Consider the following 19,111-nt stretch of genomic DNA (forward strand, 5'->3'; position numbering starts at 1 on the left):
TTCACCTGAACAGTTTTCGCTGATGCGACAAAAACGTATATCTGTAGGTGTTTAAAATAATTGACTACAAAGGTAGGTCAGGCGCTTTCATCTTTGTGCGAGGCGGTATAGAGCTGTGCCTGTCCCACCAGCCAGTCACGGAAGGCCCGGAGCGATGCCGACTCCACCTTGCGTTCGGGAATCATCAGATAGTAGGCCTTGTCGCTGGACAGCGCGTACCTGTTAGCGACTACCAGCCTGCCCTCCTCCAGCTCGCGCTGGATCAGGAACGGCGGGATCAGTGCGATGCCCATCTCGTGCATGGCCGCCTGGGCCAGCATGGAGAATAGTTCATAGCGCGGGCCTGTCATGTCACCCGCGATATTCAGGCCCAGGCCATTGAACCACTGGCGCCAGGCATAAGGCCGGGTGGTCTGCTGCAGCAATGGCAGGCTGGCGATGTGCTGGGGGTCGAGCATGCCCTGCCCGTCCAGCATGGCCGGACTGCACACCGGCACGGGGTTCTCGCCCATCAAGCGATGGGACTGGGTGCCGGACCAGTCGGCATCGCCAAAGTAGATGGCGGCATCGAACGGGGTGTCGGCGAACAGGAATGGGCGGGTACGGTTGGTCAGGTTGACGGTGACCTCGGGGTGACGTTGCTGGAAGTCCTTGAGCCGTGGCAGCAGCCATTGGGTGCCGAAGGTGGGCACTACGGCCAGTTCGATCACGTTGGCGCCCTGCTGGCGCATCACCGACAGCGTGTCGCGCTCAACCGCATCCAGCTGTGCGGCAACCTGCCGGCTATAGGAAAGCCCGGCTTCGGTGAGTTTCACGCCCCGGCGTGAGCGCCTGAACAGCTCGACATTGAGGAACTCCTCCAATCCGCCGATCTGTCGACAGACGGCGCCCTGGGTCAGGGCCAGTTCCTGGGCCGCCTTGGTAAAGCTCTCGTGGCGTGCGGCCGCTTCGAAGCAGACCAGTGCGGTGGTGCTGGGGATCTTGCGGCGCATGTACGTCAACCTCACTCATGGAGACTTGAATATGGCGTTTTCGAGTATCTCGAAGTGACAAAATATCACTGATGCGTGCGCAATCCTCGTTTGTCGTGGTGCCTGATCAGGCCTAGGATCAATGGCACAAGAAACCGCTCCCCTATTTCGAGGATTTCGCTCATGGCCGGTAAAGCAAGCTTCAACTGGATCGACCCGCTGCTGCTGGATCAGCAGCTCACTGAAGAAGAGCGCATGGTGCGTGACAGCGCTTATCAGTTCGCCCAGGACAAGCTGGCCCCGCGCGTGCTGGAAGCCTTCCGTCACGAACAGACCGACCCGGCGATCTTCCGCGAGATGGGTGAAGTCGGCCTGCTCGGTGCAACCATTCCCGAGCAATACGGCGGCAGCGGCCTGAACTATGTGTGCTACGGCCTGATTGCCCGTGAAGTGGAGCGTATCGACTCCGGCTACCGTTCGATGATGAGCGTGCAGTCTTCGCTGGTGATGGTGCCGATCAACGAATTCGGTAGCGAAGCGCAGAAGCAGAAATATCTGCCCAAGCTGGCCTCTGGTGAGTGGATTGGCTGCTTTGGTCTGACCGAGCCTAACCATGGCTCCGACCCTGGGTCGATGATCACCCGTGCCAGGAAGGTCGATGGCGGCTATCGCCTGAGCGGTAGCAAGATGTGGATCACCAACAGCCCGATCGCCGATGTGTTCGTGGTCTGGGCCAAGGACGATGCCGGCGATATCCGCGGCTTTGTCCTGGAAAAAGGCTGGCAAGGCCTTAGCGCCCCGGCGATCCACGGCAAGGTTGGCCTGCGGGCATCCATCACCGGTGAAATCGTCATGGACAACGTGTTCGTCCCGGAAGAGAACATCTTCCCGGATGTGCGTGGCCTGAAGGGGCCGTTCACCTGCCTGAACTCAGCGCGTTATGGCATTTCGTGGGGCGCGCTGGGTGCGGCCGAAGCCTGCTGGCACACAGCTCGCCAGTACACTCTGGATCGTCAGCAGTTCGGTCGCCCACTGGCTGCCAACCAGCTGATCCAGAAGAAACTGGCCGACATGCAGACTGAAATCACCCTGGCCCTGCAAGGCTGCCTGCGCTTGGGACGCATGAAGGACGAAGGTACTGCGGCGGTAGAAATCACCTCGATCATGAAGCGCAACTCCTGCGGCAAGGCCCTGGACATCGCCCGCATGGCTCGCGACATGCTTGGCGGCAACGGCATCTCCGACGAGTTCGGCGTGGCGCGCCACTTGGTCAACCTTGAGGTGGTCAACACCTATGAGGGTACCCATGACGTGCATGCGCTGATCCTCGGGCGTGCGCAGACCGGCATCCAGGCCTTCTACTGATAAGGAGCCAGTCCATGGGCGCGCTATCTCATCTGCGGGTGCTGGACCTCTCCCGCGTGCTGGCGGGGCCTTGGTCTGGCCAGATCCTGGCGGACCTGGGTGCTGACGTGATCAAGGTCGAACGCCCTGGCAGCGGCGACGACACCCGCTCCTGGGGGCCGCCCTTCCTCAAGGATGCCGTAGGTGAGAACACCAGCGAAGCGGCTTATTACCTGTCGGCAAACCGCAACAAGCGCTCGGTGACCATCGACTTCACCCAGCCGGAAGGCCAGCGCCTGGTGCGCGAGCTGGCGGCCAAGTCGGATATCGTCATTGAGAACTTCAAGGTAGGTGGGCTGGCTGCTTACGGGCTGGATTACCCGAGCCTGAAGGCAATCAACCCCAAGCTTATCTATTGCTCGATCACCGGCTTCGGCCAAACGGGGCCGTACGCCAAGCGTGCGGGGTATGACTTCATGATCCAGGGGTTGGGTGGGCTGATGAGCCTGACCGGCCGCCCGGATGGGGAGGAAGGTGCCGGGCCGGTAAAGGTCGGTGTTGCCCTGACCGACATTCTTACCGGGTTGTACTCGACCGTGGCGATTCTGGCTGCCCTCGCCTACCGCGATCAGCATGGCGTTGGTCAGCACATCGATATGGCACTGCTCGATGTGCAGGTGGCTTGCCTGGCCAACCAGGCGATGAACTACCTGACTACCGGCAATCCACCGCGGCGGCTGGGTAATGCTCACCCCAATATCGTGCCTTACCAGGACTTTCCGACGGCGGATGGCGATTTCATCCTTACCGTGGGTAACGATGGCCAGTTCCGCAAGTTTGCCGAGGTGGCTGGGCAGCCGCAGTGGGCGGATGACCCACGCTTCGCTACTAACAAGCAGCGGGTGGCGAACCGGGCCGAGTTGATTCCATTGATTCGCCAGGCAACGGTATTCAAGACTACTGCCGAATGGGTGAGCCAACTGGAGGCTGCGGGGGTGCCATGTGGGCCGATCAACGATCTGGCGCAGATGTTCCAGGATCCACAGGTACTGGCCCGGGGGTTGGCGGTAACCATGCCCCATGGGCTGGCGGGGAGCGTGCCGCAGGTGGCCAGCCCGATCCGGTTGTCGGAAACGCCTGTGGAGTATCGGCGGGCGCCGCCACTGTTAGGTGAGCATACCGAGGCGGTGCTGGGCGATGTGCTGGGGCTGGATGCCGATGCTATAGTGCGGTTGCGCAGCGCTGGCGTTCTTTGATGCTATATAGAGCAGTTGAAAGCGGGGAGGCCGACAGGCCTCCCCGCTTTGCTTTTCAGCGATATTGAAGTTTCTTGAAATTAAAGGTTGACGCGCTTTCGAATCCCCTTATAATGCGCCCCACTTCCAGCGACATCGGAACGACAAACTCCTTGAAATTCAATGAGTTAAGTAGTTGAGGTGGTGTTGGAGGGGCTTCGATCGAAAGATCGATAGCGGTTGAGATGAAGGTTGACAGCGGTTTTAAACGCTGTATTATTCGCCTCCCGCTAGCGAGCGATCGCAGCGAGTCAAGTGTTTGAAGCTAAACGAGTTTCTCGGAAAAAACTTCAAAATAAACGCTTGACAGACTCTGAGGAAAGCGTAGAATGCGCGCCTCGGTTGAGACGAAAAGCTCTTAACCAAACGCTCTTTAACAAATCGAATCAAGCAATTCGTGTGGGTGCTTGTGAGTACGGACTGATAGTCACAAAGATTATCAGCATCACAAGTGGCCATGCGAGAAATCACATAGTCATTTGAGATTGCTGAGCCAAGTTTAGGGTTTCTTAAAAACCCAAGCAGTATTGAACTGAAGAGTTTGATCATGGCTCAGATTGAACGCTGGCGGCAGGCCTAACACATGCAAGTCGAGCGGATGACGGGAGCTTGCTCCTTGATTCAGCGGCGGACGGGTGAGTAATGCCTAGGAATCTGCCTGGTAGTGGGGGACAACGTTTCGAAAGGAACGCTAATACCGCATACGTCCTACGGGAGAAAGCAGGGGACCTTCGGGCCTTGCGCTATCAGATGAGCCTAGGTCGGATTAGCTAGTTGGTGGGGTAATGGCTCACCAAGGCGACGATCCGTAACTGGTCTGAGAGGATGATCAGTCACACTGGAACTGAGACACGGTCCAGACTCCTACGGGAGGCAGCAGTGGGGAATATTGGACAATGGGCGAAAGCCTGATCCAGCCATGCCGCGTGTGTGAAGAAGGTCTTCGGATTGTAAAGCACTTTAAGTTGGGAGGAAGGGCAGTAAGTTAATACCTTGCTGTTTTGACGTTACCGACAGAATAAGCACCGGCTAACTCTGTGCCAGCAGCCGCGGTAATACAGAGGGTGCAAGCGTTAATCGGAATTACTGGGCGTAAAGCGCGCGTAGGTGGTTTGTTAAGTTGGATGTGAAAGCCCCGGGCTCAACCTGGGAACTGCATCCAAAACTGGCAAGCTAGAGTACGGTAGAGGGTGGTGGAATTTCCTGTGTAGCGGTGAAATGCGTAGATATAGGAAGGAACACCAGTGGCGAAGGCGACCACCTGGACTGATACTGACACTGAGGTGCGAAAGCGTGGGGAGCAAACAGGATTAGATACCCTGGTAGTCCACGCCGTAAACGATGTCAACTAGCCGTTGGAATCCTTGAGATTTTAGTGGCGCAGCTAACGCATTAAGTTGACCGCCTGGGGAGTACGGCCGCAAGGTTAAAACTCAAATGAATTGACGGGGGCCCGCACAAGCGGTGGAGCATGTGGTTTAATTCGAAGCAACGCGAAGAACCTTACCAGGCCTTGACATGCAGAGAACTTTCCAGAGATGGATTGGTGCCTTCGGGAACTCTGACACAGGTGCTGCATGGCTGTCGTCAGCTCGTGTCGTGAGATGTTGGGTTAAGTCCCGTAACGAGCGCAACCCTTGTCCTTAGTTACCAGCACGTTATGGTGGGCACTCTAAGGAGACTGCCGGTGACAAACCGGAGGAAGGTGGGGATGACGTCAAGTCATCATGGCCCTTACGGCCTGGGCTACACACGTGCTACAATGGTCGGTACAGAGGGTTGCCAAGCCGCGAGGTGGAGCTAATCTCACAAAACCGATCGTAGTCCGGATCGCAGTCTGCAACTCGACTGCGTGAAGTCGGAATCGCTAGTAATCGCGAATCAGAATGTCGCGGTGAATACGTTCCCGGGCCTTGTACACACCGCCCGTCACACCATGGGAGTGGGTTGCACCAGAAGTAGCTAGTCTAACCTTCGGGAGGACGGTTACCACGGTGTGATTCATGACTGGGGTGAAGTCGTAACAAGGTAGCCGTAGGGGAACCTGCGGCTGGATCACCTCCTTAATCGACGACATCAGCCTGCTGATGAGCTCCCACACGAATTGCTTGATTCATTTGCTGATCAGAACTCAGTAATGAGCATTCCCTGTGAATGTTGATTTCTGACTTTTGTCAGACCGTTCTTTAAAAATTCGGATATGTGATAGATATAGACTGAACACCAGTTTCACTGCTGGTGGATCAGGCTAAGGTAAAATTTGTGAGTTCTGCTCTTAATTGAGCGAAATGCGAATTTTCGGCGAATGTCGTCTTCACAGTATAACCAGATTGCTTGGGGTTATATGGTCAAGTGAAGAAGCGCATACGGTGGATGCCTTGGCAGTCAGAGGCGATGAAAGACGTGGTAGCCTGCGATAAGCTTTGGGGAGTCGGCAAACAGACTGTGATCCAGAGATCTCTGAATGGGGGAACCCACTCAGCATAAGCTGAGTATCTTGTACTGAATACATAGGTGCAAGAGGCGAACCAGGGGAACTGAAACATCTAAGTACCCTGAGGAAAAGAAATCAACCGAGATTCCCTTAGTAGTGGCGAGCGAACGGGGACCAGCCCTTAAGTTGGTTTGAGATTAGTGGAACGCTCTGGAAAGTGCGGCCATAGTGGGTGATAGCCCCGTACACGAAAATCTCTTATCAATGAAATCGAGTAGGACGGAGCACGAGAAACTTTGTCTGAACATGGGGGGACCATCCTCCAAGGCTAAATACTACTGACTGACCGATAGTGAACCAGTACCGTGAGGGAAAGGCGAAAAGAACCCCGGAGAGGGGAGTGAAATAGAACCTGAAACCGTATGCGTACAAGCAGTGGGAGCCTACTTTGTTAGGTGACTGCGTACCTTTTGTATAATGGGTCAGCGACTTATATTCAGTGGCGAGCTTAACCGAATAGGGGAGGCGTAGCGAAAGCGAGTCTTAATAGGGCGTTTAGTCGCTGGGTATAGACCCGAAACCGGGCGATCTATCCATGGGCAGGTTGAAGGTTAGGTAACACTGACTGGAGGACCGAACCGACTACCGTTGAAAAGTTAGCGGATGACCTGTGGATCGGAGTGAAAGGCTAATCAAGCTCGGAGATAGCTGGTTCTCCTCGAAAGCTATTTAGGTAGCGCCTCATGTATCACTGTAGGGGGTAGAGCACTGTTTCGGCTAGGGGGTCATCCCGACTTACCAAACCGATGCAAACTCCGAATACCTACAAGTGCCGAGCATGGGAGACACACGGCGGGTGCTAACGTCCGTCGTGAAAAGGGAAACAACCCAGACCGTCAGCTAAGGTCCCAAAGTCATGGTTAAGTGGGAAACGATGTGGGAAGGCTTAGACAGCTAGGAGGTTGGCTTAGAAGCAGCCACCCTTTAAAGAAAGCGTAATAGCTCACTAGTCGAGTCGGCCTGCGCGGAAGATGTAACGGGGCTCAAACCATGCACCGAAGCTACGGGTGTCATCTTTGATGACGCGGTAGAGGAGCGTTCTGTAAGCCTGTGAAGGTGAGTTGAGAAGCTTGCTGGAGGTATCAGAAGTGCGAATGCTGACATGAGTAACGACAATGCGAGTGAAAAACTCGCACGCCGAAAGACCAAGGTTTCCTGCGCAACGTTAATCGACGCAGGGTTAGTCGGTCCCTAAGGCGAGGCTGAAAAGCGTAGTCGATGGAAAACAGGTTAATATTCCTGTACTTCCAGTTATTGCGATGGAGGGACGGAGAAGGCTAGGCCAGCTTGGCGTTGGTTGTCCAAGTTTAAGGTGGTAGGCTGAGATCTTAGGCAAATCCGGGATCTCAAGGCCGAGAGCTGATGACGAGTGCTCATTAGAGCGCGAAGTGGTTGATGCCATGCTTCCAAGAAAAGCTCCTAAGCTTCAGATAACTGGGAACCGTACCCCAAACCGACACAGGTGGTTAGGTAGAGAATACCAAGGCGCTTGAGAGAACTCGGGTGAAGGAACTAGGCAAAATGGCACCGTAACTTCGGGAGAAGGTGCGCCGGCGAGGGTGAAGGACTTGCTCCGTAAGCCCATGCCGGTCGAAGATACCAGGCCGCTGCGACTGTTTATTAAAAACACAGCACTCTGCAAACACGAAAGTGGACGTATAGGGTGTGACGCCTGCCCGGTGCCGGAAGGTTAATTGATGGGGTTAGCGCAAGCGAAGCTCTTGATCGAAGCCCCGGTAAACGGCGGCCGTAACTATAACGGTCCTAAGGTAGCGAAATTCCTTGTCGGGTAAGTTCCGACCTGCACGAATGGCGTAACGATGGCGGCGCTGTCTCCACCCGAGACTCAGTGAAATTGAAATCGCTGTGAAGATGCAGTGTATCCGCGGCTAGACGGAAAGACCCCGTGAACCTTTACTATAGCTTTGCACTGGACTTTGAATTTGCTTGTGTAGGATAGGTGGGAGGCTTTGAAGTGGGGACGCCAGTTCTCATGGAGCCATCCTTGAAATACCACCCTGGCAACTTTGAGGTTCTAACTCAGGTCCGTTATCCGGATCGAGGACAGTGTATGGTGGGTAGTTTGACTGGGGCGGTCTCCTCCCAAAGAGTAACGGAGGAGTACGAAGGTGCGCTCAGACCGGTCGGAAATCGGTCGTAGAGTATAAAGGCAAAAGCGCGCTTGACTGCGAGACAAACACGTCGAGCAGGTACGAAAGTAGGTCTTAGTGATCCGGTGGTTCTGTATGGAAGGGCCATCGCTCAACGGATAAAAGGTACTCCGGGGATAACAGGCTGATACCGCCCAAGAGTTCATATCGACGGCGGTGTTTGGCACCTCGATGTCGGCTCATCACATCCTGGGGCTGAAGCCGGTCCCAAGGGTATGGCTGTTCGCCATTTAAAGTGGTACGCGAGCTGGGTTTAGAACGTCGTGAGACAGTTCGGTCCCTATCTGCCGTGGACGTTTGAGATTTGAGAGGGGCTGCTCCTAGTACGAGAGGACCGGAGTGGACGAACCTCTGGTGTTCCGGTTGTCACGCCAGTGGCATTGCCGGGTAGCTATGTTCGGAAGAGATAACCGCTGAAAGCATCTAAGCGGGAAACTTGCCTCAAGATGAGATCTCACTGGGATCTTGAATCCCCTAAAGGGCCGTCGAAGACTACGACGTTGATAGGTTGGGTGTGTAAGCGCTGTGAGGCGTTGAGCTAACCAATACTAATTGCCCGTGAGGCTTGACCATATAACACCCAAGCAATTTGCTAACGCAGATTGCGGTGGTGAAGACGAAAGAACCGAAAGTTCGCAACATCACAAATTCACATATCCGAATTCGCCAAGAGTGTTCAACAGACATTCTGGCTACAGAATTTCTTGACGACCATAGAGCATTGGAACCACCTGATCCCATCCCGAACTCAGTAGTGAAACGATGCATCGCCGATGGTAGTGTGGGGTTTCCCCATGTGAGAGTAGGTCATCGTCAAGATTCATTTCGCAAAACCCCTATCTGCGCATGCAGGTAGGGGTTTTGTCTTTAAGTAGAAGCTATGGCTTTTCCTGGTAGGCTGAATGGCCAATCGGTGGTGGTAAAAAGGTGGTTGACAGCATTTCTGAATGCTGTATTATTCACCTCCCGCGACGAGAGATCGAAGCGAGTTAAGTGTCTGAAGTTAAACGAGTTTCTCGCAAAAACTTCAAAATAAACGCTTGACAGGCTCTGAGGAAAGCGTAGAATGCGCGCCTCGGTTGAGACGAAAAGCTCTTAACCAAACGCTCTTTAACAAATCGAATCAAGCAATTCGTGTGGGTGCTTGTGAGTACGGACTGATAGTCACAAAGATTATCAGCATCACAAGTGGCCATGCGAGAAATCACATAGTCATTTGAGATTGCTGAGCCAAGTTTAGGGTTTCTTAAAAACCCAAGCAGTATTGAACTGAAGAGTTTGATCATGGCTCAGATTGAACGCTGGCGGCAGGCCTAACACATGCAAGTCGAGCGGATGACGGGAGCTTGCTCCTTGATTCAGCGGCGGACGGGTGAGTAATGCCTAGGAATCTGCCTGGTAGTGGGGGACAACGTTTCGAAAGGAACGCTAATACCGCATACGTCCTACGGGAGAAAGCAGGGGACCTTCGGGCCTTGCGCTATCAGATGAGCCTAGGTCGGATTAGCTAGTTGGTGGGGTAATGGCTCACCAAGGCGACGATCCGTAACTGGTCTGAGAGGATGATCAGTCACACTGGAACTGAGACACGGTCCAGACTCCTACGGGAGGCAGCAGTGGGGAATATTGGACAATGGGCGAAAGCCTGATCCAGCCATGCCGCGTGTGTGAAGAAGGTCTTCGGATTGTAAAGCACTTTAAGTTGGGAGGAAGGGCAGTAAGTTAATACCTTGCTGTTTTGACGTTACCGACAGAATAAGCACCGGCTAACTCTGTGCCAGCAGCCGCGGTAATACAGAGGGTGCAAGCGTTAATCGGAATTACTGGGCGTAAAGCGCGCGTAGGTGGTTTGTTAAGTTGGATGTGAAAGCCCCGGGCTCAACCTGGGAACTGCATCCAAAACTGGCAAGCTAGAGTACGGTAGAGGGTGGTGGAATTTCCTGTGTAGCGGTGAAATGCGTAGATATAGGAAGGAACACCAGTGGCGAAGGCGACCACCTGGACTGATACTGACACTGAGGTGCGAAAGCGTGGGGAGCAAACAGGATTAGATACCCTGGTAGTCCACGCCGTAAACGATGTCAACTAGCCGTTGGAATCCTTGAGATTTTAGTGGCGCAGCTAACGCATTAAGTTGACCGCCTGGGGAGTACGGCCGCAAGGTTAAAACTCAAATGAATTGACGGGGGCCCGCACAAGCGGTGGAGCATGTGGTTTAATTCGAAGCAACGCGAAGAACCTTACCAGGCCTTGACATGCAGAGAACTTTCCAGAGATGGATTGGTGCCTTCGGGAACTCTGACACAGGTGCTGCATGGCTGTCGTCAGCTCGTGTCGTGAGATGTTGGGTTAAGTCCCGTAACGAGCGCAACCCTTGTCCTTAGTTACCAGCACGTTATGGTGGGCACTCTAAGGAGACTGCCGGTGACAAACCGGAGGAAGGTGGGGATGACGTCAAGTCATCATGGCCCTTACGGCCTGGGCTACACACGTGCTACAATGGTCGGTACAGAGGGTTGCCAAGCCGCGAGGTGGAGCTAATCTCACAAAACCGATCGTAGTCCGGATCGCAGTCTGCAACTCGACTGCGTGAAGTCGGAATCGCTAGTAATCGCGAATCAGAATGTCGCGGTGAATACGTTCCCGGGCCTTGTACACACCGCCCGTCACACCATGGGAGTGGGTTGCACCAGAAGTAGCTAGTCTAACCTTCGGGAGGACGGTTACCACGGTGTGATTCATGACTGGGGTGAAGTCGTAACAAGGTAGCCGTAGGGGAACCTGCGGCTGGATCACCTCCTTAATCGACGACATCAGCCTACTGATGAGCTCCCACACGAATTGCTTGATTCATTGTAAAAGACGATGCTGTAACGCGACCCTGTTATAGGTCTGTAGCTCAGTTGGTTAGAGCGCACCCCTGATAAGGGTGAGGTCGGCAGTTCAAATCTGCCCAGACCTACCATTACTTGGTTCAGCCGTATACGGGGCCATAGCTCAGCTGGGAGAGCGCCTGCCTTGCACGCAGGAGGTCAGCGGTTCGATCCCGCTTGGCTCCACCACTTTGCATCACTGTTCAGAACTTAGAAATGAGCATTCGGTTTGAATGTTGATTTCTGACTTTTGTCAGATCGTTCTTTAAAAATTCGGATATGTGATAGATATAGACTGAACACCAGTTTCACTGCTGGTGGATCAGGCTAAGGTAAAATTTGTGAGTTCTGCTCTTAATTGAGCGAAATGCGAATTTTCGGCGAATGTCGTCTTCACAGTATAACCAGATTGCTTGGGGTTATATGGTCAAGTGAAGAAGCGCATACGGTGGATGCCTTGGCAGTCAGAGGCGATGAAAGACGTGGTAGCCTGCGATAAGCTTTGGGGAGTCGGCAAACAGACTGTGATCCAGAGATCTCTGAATGGGGGAACCCACTCAGCATAAGCTGAGTATCTTGTACTGAATACATAGGTGCAAGAGGCGAACCAGGGGAACTGAAACATCTAAGTACCCTGAGGAAAAGAAATCAACCGAGATTCCCTTAGTAGTGGCGAGCGAACGGGGACCAGCCCTTAAGTTGGTTTGAGATTAGTGGAACGCTCTGGAAAGTGCGGCCATAGTGGGTGATAGCCCCGTACACGAAAATCTCTTATCAATGAAATCGAGTAGGACGGAGCACGAGAAACTTTGTCTGAACATGGGGGGACCATCCTCCAAGGCTAAATACTACTGACTGACCGATAGTGAACCAGTACCGTGAGGGAAAGGCGAAAAGAACCCCGGAGAGGGGAGTGAAATAGAACCTGAAACCGTATGCGTACAAGCAGTGGGAGCCTACTTTGTTAGGTGACTGCGTACCTTTTGTATAATGGGTCAGCGACTTATATTCAGTGGCGAGCTTAACCGAATAGGGGAGGCGTAGCGAAAGCGAGTCTTAATAGGGCGTTTAGTCGCTGGGTATAGACCCGAAACCGGGCGATCTATCCATGGGCAGGTTGAAGGTTAGGTAACACTGACTGGAGGACCGAACCGACTACCGTTGAAAAGTTAGCGGATGACCTGTGGATCGGAGTGAAAGGCTAATCAAGCTCGGAGATAGCTGGTTCTCCTCGAAAGCTATTTAGGTAGCGCCTCATGTATCACTGTAGGGGGTAGAGCACTGTTTCGGCTAGGGGGTCATCCCGACTTACCAAACCGATGCAAACTCCGAATACCTACAAGTGCCGAGCATGGGAGACACACGGCGGGTGCTAACGTCCGTCGTGAAAAGGGAAACAACCCAGACCGTCAGCTAAGGTCCCAAAGTCATGGTTAAGTGGGAAACGATGTGGGAAGGCTTAGACAGCTAGGAGGTTGGCTTAGAAGCAGCCACCCTTTAAAGAAAGCGTAATAGCTCACTAGTCGAGTCGGCCTGCGCGGAAGATGTAACGGGGCTCAAACCATGCACCGAAGCTACGGGTGTCATCTTTGATGACGCGGTAGAGGAGCGTTCTGTAAGCCTGTGAAGGTGAGTTGAGAAGCTTGCTGGAGGTATCAGAAGTGCGAATGCTGACATGAGTAACGACAATGCGAGTGAAAAACTCGCACGCCGAAAGACCAAGGTTTCCTGCGCAACGTTAATCGACGCAGGGTTAGTCGGTCCCTAAGGCGAGGCTGAAAAGCGTAGTCGATGGAAAACAGGTTAATATTCCTGTACTTCCAGTTATTGCGATGGAGGGACGGAGAAGGCTAGGCCAGCTTGGCGTTGGTTGTCCAAGTTTAAGGTGGTAGGCTGAGATCTTAGGCAAATCCGGGATCTCAAGGCCGAGAGCTGATGACGAGTGCTCATTAGAGCGCGAAGTGGTTGATGCCATGCTTCCAAGAAAAGCTCCTAAGCTTCAGATAACTGGGAACCGTACCCCAAACCGACACAGGTGGTTAGGTAGAGAATACCAAGGCGCTTGAGAGAACTCGGGTGAAGGAACTAGGCAAAATGGCACCGTAACTTCGGGAGAAGGTGCGCCGGCGAGGGTGAAGGACTTGCTCCGTAAGCCCATGCCGGTCGAAGATACCAGGCCGCTGCGACTGTTTATTAAAAACACAGCACTCTGCAAACACGAAAGTGGACGTATAGGGTGTGACGCCTGCCCGGTGCCGGAAGGTTAATTGATGGGGTTAGCGCAAGCGAAGCTCTTGATCGAAGCCCCGGTAAACGGCGGCCGTAACTATAACGGTCCTAAGGTAGCGAAATTCCTTGTCGGGTAAGTTCCGACCTGCACGAATGGCGTAACGATGGCGGCGCTGTCTCCACCCGAGACTCAGTGAAATTGAAATCGCTGTGAAGATGCAGTGTATCCGCGGCTAGACGGAAAGACCCCGTGAACCTTTACTATAGCTTTGCACTGGACTTTGAATTTGCTTGTGTAGGATAGGTGGGAGGCTTTGAAGTGGGGACGCCAGTTCTCATGGAGCCATCCTTGAAATACCACCCTGGCAACTTTGAGGTTCTAACTCAGGTCCGTTATCCGGATCGAGGACAGTGTATGGTGGGTAGTTTGACTGGGGCGGTCTCCTCCCAAAGAGTAACGGAGGAGTACGAAGGTGCGCTCAGACCGGTCGGAAATCGGTCGTAGAGTATAAAGGCAAAAGCGCGCTTGACTGCGAGACAAACACGTCGAGCAGGTACGAAAGTAGGTCTTAGTGATCCGGTGGTTCTGTATGGAAGGGCCATCGCTCAACGGATAAAAGGTACTCCGGGGATAACAGGCTGATACCGCCCAAGAGTTCATATCGACGGCGGTGTTTGGCACCTCGATGTCGGCTCATCACATCCTGGGGCTGAAGCCGGTCCCAAGGGTATGGCTGTTCGCCATTTAAAGTGGTACGCGAGCTGGGTTTAGAACGTCGTGAGACAGTTCGGTCCCTATCTGCCGTGGACGTTTGAGATTTGAGAGGGGCTGCTCCTAGTACGAGAGGACCGGAGTGGACGAACCTCTGGTGTTCCGGTTGTCACGCCAGTGGCATTGCCGGGTAGCTATGTTCGGAAGAGATAACCGCTGAAAGCATCTAAGCGGGAAACTTGCCTCAAGATGAGATCTCACTGGGATCTTGAATCCCCTAAAGGGCCGTCGAAGACTACGACGTTGATAGGTTGGGTGTGTAAGCGCTGTGAGGCGTTGAGCTAACCAATACTAATTGCCCGTGAGGCTTGACCATATAACACCCAAGCAATTTGCTAACGCAGATTGCGGTGGTGAAGACGAAAGAACCGAAAGTTCGCAACATCACAAATTCACATATCCGAATTCGCCAAGAGTGTTCAACAGACATTCTGGCTACAGAATTTCTTGACGACCATAGAGCATTGGAACCACCTGATCCCATCCCGAACTCAGTAGTGAAACGATGCATCGCCGATGGTAGTGTGGGGTTTCCCCATGTGAGAGTAGGTCATCGTCAAGATTCATTTCGCAAAACCCCTATCTGCGCATGCAGGTAGGGGTTTTGTCTTTAAGTAGGAACTACAGAGATTCGCAGGCACGTCAAAGCGACGGGCCAGCACACAGAATTTCTTGACGACCATAGAGCATTGGAACCACCTGATCCCATCCCGAACTCAGCAGTGAAACGATGCATCGCCGATGGTAGTGTGGGGTTTCCCCATGTGAGAGTAGGTCATCGTCAAGATTCAAACAAAAAGCCCCTGTCTGCGTTGCAGACAGGGGCTTTTTCTTTTCCGGGTTAAAACACCCTGGTGTTAAGCGCTAGCGGCTGAGCTGTTTGTCCAGGTAGCTTCTGATCACCCGCGATCCATTATTCAGATGCTGCTCCAGCACCCTTACCGCCTCGTCGACACGTTTGTCAGCGGCAGCATCGACCAGGGCGTTATGGTCGTCCTGGGTGAGCTTGCCCAGCCCCATGGACGACAAATGGAAGCGCAGGAAGCGTTCTTCCTCGTTCAACTCATTCTCGATCAGGCGCAGCAGTTTCTGGTTGGATGCCTTGCCATAGAGCGCCATGTGGAACAGCCGATTGAGACGGCCGATTTCCGCATGGCTGATTTCGTTTTCCAGTTGCTGGATGTAACCACGGGCACTGGCTATGTCATCGGCATCGAGCAGCGGGATCGACTGGCGCAGCGCTTCGCTCTCCAGGAGCACGCGCAATGCATAGGTGTCGACGGCGTCCTCGCCAATCAACGGTGCGACCACTGCACCCTTGTGCATTTCCACCTTCAGCAGCGATTGCGCCTCCAGCTGGCGCAGAGCCTCGCGCACCGGCATACGGCTGACGCCGTACAAGTCGGCGATTTCCTGTTGGCGTACGGCGGTGCCAGGTGGCAGGCGGCCATCGAGAATGGCGCTGCGCAAGCGTTCTTCTATGACGCCACGGGCCTGGTGCGCCGGCAGCTGTTCGCTGGCCAGCACGTTACTGAGTTTGATTTTCTCGGCCAAGCGAAGTGTGCCTCGACGACAGAAGGTTGGATCCAATGACACTAGTGACAGGCAAGGGGGCTTGTCAAACCTGCGCCCGCAACGGCGCGAGCGGCCCAAGCTGACATTTATGGTGGATGAGTTTTCCCGGCAAAGGAAGCGACACACACTAAGCGCTAACAATAAAGTTATAGCCAGCCGACCATCGGCTACATGATTGCGCAGTGCCATTGTCTTTTATGTGACCAGGCCGCACCATCGCTGCTTTGCAACGACCTGAACAGGGCCTCGCAGTGGCGACTACCTGGCTGCTCAAAACCTCCTTGCGACGTTTTGGCTTTGCCCTGTTGCTGGGTGGCTTGCTGCTGGGCGGGTTGCATGCGGATTGGGACTTTGCCGAGATCAGCCGCAAGTCCGAAGCCCTGTACGGCCCCTTGGGTGCAGGGAAGGGCCGCATCGATGCCTGGCAGCGGTTGATGGCGACCCAGAGCCAGGGCAGCGAGATGCAGCGCCTGCAGGTGGTCAACCAGTTCTTCAACCAGCAACTGCGCTACGTCGAGGATATCGACCTGTGGCACGCAGTCGACTACTGGGCCACGCCCATCCAGGCGCTTATAAAAGGCGCCGGCGACTGCGAGGACTACGCCATCGCCAAGTACTTCAGCCTGCGGCGCATGGGGATCCCCAGCGACAAGCTGCGCATCACCTACGTCAAAGCCCTTCGCCAGAACCGTGCGCACATGGTGCTGACCTATTATTCAAGCCCGCAGGCGCAGCCGTTGGTGCTCGACAGCCTGATGGACGCAATAAAGCCGGCCAGCCAGCGTACTGACCTGCTGCCGGTGTATGCCTTCAATGGCGAAGGTCTGTGGCTGACCGGCGCTGCGGGCAACAAGAAAGTCGGTGATACCAAGCGCCTGTCCCGTTGGCAGGACTTGTTGAAGAAAATGCAGGCCGAAGGGTTCCCGGCCGAACCGGTTTACTGAAGGAGCACAAATGTCACTGTTCAAACAATTGCTGTTGGCCATTTGCCTGTTCCTGGTCATCGCGTTCAGCGGCAGCTTCATGGTCAGCCTGGAAAGCTCGCGCAGCCAGTATGTCAATCAGTTGCGTTCCCACGCCCAGGATGCAGCCACTGCGCTGGCACTGTCGCTCACGCCAAATATTGATGACCCGGCGATGGTCGAGCTGATGGTCAGCTCGATCTTTGACAGTGGCTACTATGCCAGCATCAAGGTCATCGACATGGGCTCCAACGCCGTGCTGGTGGAGCGCCACGCCGAGCCAGACCCAGGAGGCGTGCCTGCCTGGTTCATCCACCTGATCGGCCTGGAAGCAGCTGGCGGCGATGCCATCGTCAGCCGTGGCTGGCAGCAGGCTGCGCGGGTCGAGGTGATCAGCCACCCGATGTTTGCCCTCGGTAAACTCTGGCAGAGCGCGTTGGGCAGCTTGGGCTGGCTGCTGCTGTGCGGTGCTGGGAGTGCGGCGCTGGGCGCCTTGCTGCTGCGTCGCCAACTGCGCCCGTTAGATGCGATGGTTGAGCAATCACACGCCATTGCCCGGCGTGAGTTCCACAGCCTGCCGGAGCCGCGTACGCCAGAGCTGCGCCGGGTGGTGCAGGCAATGAATCAGATGGTTGAAAAGCTCAAGGCGCTGTTCAGCGAGCAGGCTGAGCGCAGTGAGCGGCTGCGTGCCGAGTCTTATCAGGACAGCCTGACCGGGTTGTCGAACCGGCGCTACTTCGAAATGCAGCTCAACGCCCGCGTCAGCAACATGGAGGAGGCCCGTGCCGGCTACCTGCTGTTGCTGCGTGTACAGGGGCTGGCAGGGCTCAACGCCCGTCTCGGTGGCCAGCGTACGGACCAGCTGCTGCAAGCGGTAGGTGAGCAGCTGAGGCGTACCTGCGCCACCTTCCCGGAGACCAACGACCTGATATCCCGCAGCCGTGGTGGTGAATTCGCCGTCTTGGCGCCCGGAATGGTCCACGAAGACGCTGTGCAGCTTGCCCAGGATCTTGAGGCGGCATTGCAGAGCCTGTACGAAACGGGTGCCAGCGACATTTCGCCGGTCGCCTGCATTGGCCTGGCGCCGTTCAGCCCGGGCGATGCGCCGCAAGTGCTGCTCAGGCTGGCTGACGAGGCTTTGGCGCGTGCCGAGAATCAGCCGATGTCGGGTTGGGTATGTCTGGAGCAGGGTGCCGCTGCCGTTGCTGGCGACAGCCAGCACGAGTGGCATAAGCGCCTGGACGAGGCCTTTGTCAAAGGCCGCTTCGAGCTGTTCTTCCAGCCGGTGGTCCAGACCCAGGCCCCTCAGCGGGTGCTTCACTACAAAGTGATCTCGCGGCTGCTCGACGAGCAGGGCGAGGCCTTGCCCGCTGGCCGCTTCCTGCCCTGGCTGGAGCGTTTTGGCTGGATGGCGCGGCTGGACCTGCTGGTACTGGAAAAAGCGCTCGCGCACCTGCGCAGTTACGGCCCGGTGCTGGCCCTGAACCTGTCTGCTACAACCTTGGCCGAGCCAAAGGCTCTGGAGAGGGTCTATGAGCTGCTGAGCCAGAACACGGCGCTGGGTGCGCGGTTGATCCTGGAGATCGGCGAGGAGCAACTGCCGAAGCAGGCCGCGCTGGAACAGTTGACCCGGCGCCTGCGCGAGCTTGGTTTCGGCCTGGCTCTGCAGCGCTTTGGTGGTCGCTTCAGCATGATCGGCAACCTGGCGCATCTGGGCCTGGCCTACCTGAAGATCGATGGCAGCTACATTCGCAACATCGACCAGGAGCAACACAAGCGGCTGTTCATCGAGGCGATCCAGCGTGCGGCGCACAGTATCGACCTGCCATTGATCGCCGAGCGGGTCGAGACCGAAGGCGAACGGCAGGTACTGCAGGGCCTGGGCATCGAAGGGTTCCAGGGCCTGCTATCTGGGGAGCCTGCGCCCTGGCGCTGATCTCAGATCAACCCGGTTTCCTCGTCTTCTTCGATCAGGTTGGTCAGGCCGCCCAGCGCCTTGCGCGCCGTCGAGCGGCTGAGCAGCTTGGCCTGAGCCCCGGCAGGCAGGTCGGTGATGCTGATCACACCCTTGGTGGTCAGCACCTCGATCAGGTCTTCGAGCACGCGGATCATGTCCAGGTCGCTCTGCTTGAGTTGCTTGAGGCTGTTCTCGACAACATCGTCGGCGAACCATTCCTGGATTTCCGCATGGTCGGCGGGCAGGATTTCCGTGTACTCGGCATAGGGTGCGGCTTCCACCCGCGCCAACTGCCCCTCGCCGTCGCGTTGCACGTAGAACATGGCGTCCATCCTCATCACGTTGAATCCGTGGATCGGCTCTGGCGCAGCATAGGCAACTTTGCCCTGCTGCGCCTGCCAGTCGGCCGAGCATTGGCTTGGAACGGCACATCGCAACTGGCAAACGTGTGCGGCAACTCACAAATAT

Annotated in this window: 7 protein-coding genes, 2 tRNA genes and 7 rRNA genes; 13 read left to right on the forward strand and 3 right to left on the reverse strand. The window is 55.3% G+C overall.

The genetic code is table 11. The features are described from left to right. Positions 1–77: 77 nt before the first annotated feature. A complete protein-coding gene (locus tag ACOKS3_RS00815) occupies positions 78–992 on the reverse strand; it encodes a LysR family transcriptional regulator (RefSeq protein ID WP_103448294.1) in 915 nt (304 codons plus the stop codon). Positions 993–1,154: 162 nt separating this feature from the next. Between ACOKS3_RS00815 and ACOKS3_RS00820 the strand changes: the two genes are divergently transcribed. From ACOKS3_RS00820 to rrf (ACOKS3_RS00870), 11 genes are all read left to right on the forward strand, one after another. Then, positions 1,155–2,336 (forward strand): acyl-CoA dehydrogenase, encoded by a 1,182-nt coding sequence (locus ACOKS3_RS00820; RefSeq protein ID WP_103448293.1) that lies wholly within the window; start codon positions 1,155–1,157, stop codon positions 2,334–2,336. 14 nt (positions 2,337–2,350) lie between these two features. Further along, positions 2,351–3,571, forward strand: coding sequence for a CaiB/BaiF CoA transferase family protein (locus tag ACOKS3_RS00825; RefSeq protein ID WP_103448292.1), 1,221 nt, complete (start codon positions 2,351–2,353; stop codon positions 3,569–3,571). Between the two features lie 568 nt (positions 3,572–4,139). Next, positions 4,140–5,676 (forward strand): 16S ribosomal RNA (locus ACOKS3_RS00830). Between the two features lie 280 nt (positions 5,677–5,956). Continuing rightward, a 23S ribosomal RNA gene (locus ACOKS3_RS00835) occupies positions 5,957–8,848 on the forward strand. A gap of 130 nt (positions 8,849–8,978) precedes the next feature. Continuing rightward, a 5S ribosomal RNA gene (gene rrf / locus ACOKS3_RS00840) occupies positions 8,979–9,094 on the forward strand. A 447-nt stretch (positions 9,095–9,541) separates the two neighbouring features. Further along, positions 9,542–11,078 (forward strand): 16S ribosomal RNA (locus ACOKS3_RS00845). 85 nt (positions 11,079–11,163) lie between these two features. After that, a tRNA-Ile gene (locus ACOKS3_RS00850) sits at positions 11,164–11,240 on the forward strand. Between the two features lie 21 nt (positions 11,241–11,261). Continuing rightward, positions 11,262–11,337, forward strand: a tRNA-Ala gene (locus ACOKS3_RS00855). A 236-nt stretch (positions 11,338–11,573) separates the two neighbouring features. Further along, positions 11,574–14,465: ribosomal RNA gene (locus tag ACOKS3_RS00860) — 23S ribosomal RNA — on the forward strand. 130 nt (positions 14,466–14,595) lie between these two features. Further along, a 5S ribosomal RNA gene (gene rrf, locus ACOKS3_RS00865) occupies positions 14,596–14,711 on the forward strand. Positions 14,712–14,820: 109 nt separating this feature from the next. Next, positions 14,821–14,936: ribosomal RNA gene (gene rrf, locus ACOKS3_RS00870) — 5S ribosomal RNA — on the forward strand. Together the 16S, 23S and 5S rRNA genes with 2 tRNA genes alongside form the textbook arrangement of a ribosomal RNA operon. 77 nt (positions 14,937–15,013) lie before the next feature. On the opposite strand, the gene ACOKS3_RS00875 is transcribed toward rrf (ACOKS3_RS00870), so the two are convergent. After that, the gene (locus tag ACOKS3_RS00875) at positions 15,014–15,703 is read right to left on the reverse strand and encodes a GntR family transcriptional regulator (RefSeq protein WP_103446218.1); all 690 of its coding nucleotides are present in this window, start codon (positions 15,701–15,703) and stop codon (positions 15,014–15,016) included. Positions 15,704–15,939: 236 nt separating this feature from the next. Here ACOKS3_RS00875 and lapG point away from each other — a divergent pair, with 236 nt between their 5' ends. Continuing rightward, positions 15,940–16,668: a cysteine protease LapG gene (gene lapG, locus ACOKS3_RS00880; RefSeq protein ID WP_422763427.1), complete on the forward strand. Its 729-nt coding sequence runs from the start codon at positions 15,940–15,942 to the stop codon at positions 16,666–16,668. Between the two features lie 10 nt (positions 16,669–16,678). Then, positions 16,679–18,622 (forward strand): cyclic di-GMP receptor LapD, encoded by a 1,944-nt coding sequence (lapD, locus tag ACOKS3_RS00885; protein WP_103446216.1) that lies wholly within the window; start codon positions 16,679–16,681, stop codon positions 18,620–18,622. 2 nt (positions 18,623–18,624) lie between these two features. On the opposite strand, the gene ACOKS3_RS00890 is transcribed toward lapD, so the two are convergent. Next, on the reverse strand, positions 18,625–18,966 hold the full coding sequence (locus ACOKS3_RS00890) for a tryptophan synthase subunit beta (protein ID WP_103446215.1): 342 nt from the start codon (positions 18,964–18,966) through the stop codon (positions 18,625–18,627). Positions 18,967–19,111 lie beyond the last annotated feature (145 nt).

The organism is Pseudomonas sp. HS6-2 (assembly GCF_049325675.2).
GTDB classification, from domain to species: domain Bacteria; phylum Pseudomonadota; class Gammaproteobacteria; order Pseudomonadales; family Pseudomonadaceae; genus Aquipseudomonas; species Aquipseudomonas putida_N.

What these genes read in the sequence shown, in the direction of transcription:
- ACOKS3_RS00815 (WP_103448294.1), bottom strand. Translation starts at nt 992, where the DNA reads ATGCGCCGCAAGATCCCCAGCACCACCGCACTGGTCTGCTTCGAAGCG.
- ACOKS3_RS00820 (WP_103448293.1), top strand. Translation starts at nt 1,155, where the DNA reads ATGGCCGGTAAAGCAAGCTTCAACTGGATCGACCCGCTGCTGCTGGAT.
- ACOKS3_RS00825 (WP_103448292.1), top strand. Translation starts at nt 2,351, where the DNA reads ATGGGCGCGCTATCTCATCTGCGGGTGCTGGACCTCTCCCGCGTGCTG.
- lapD (WP_103446216.1), top strand. Translation starts at nt 16,679, where the DNA reads ATGTCACTGTTCAAACAATTGCTGTTGGCCATTTGCCTGTTCCTGGTC.
- ACOKS3_RS00890 (WP_103446215.1), bottom strand. Translation starts at nt 18,966, where the DNA reads ATGTTCTACGTGCAACGCGACGGCGAGGGGCAGTTGGCGCGGGTGGAA.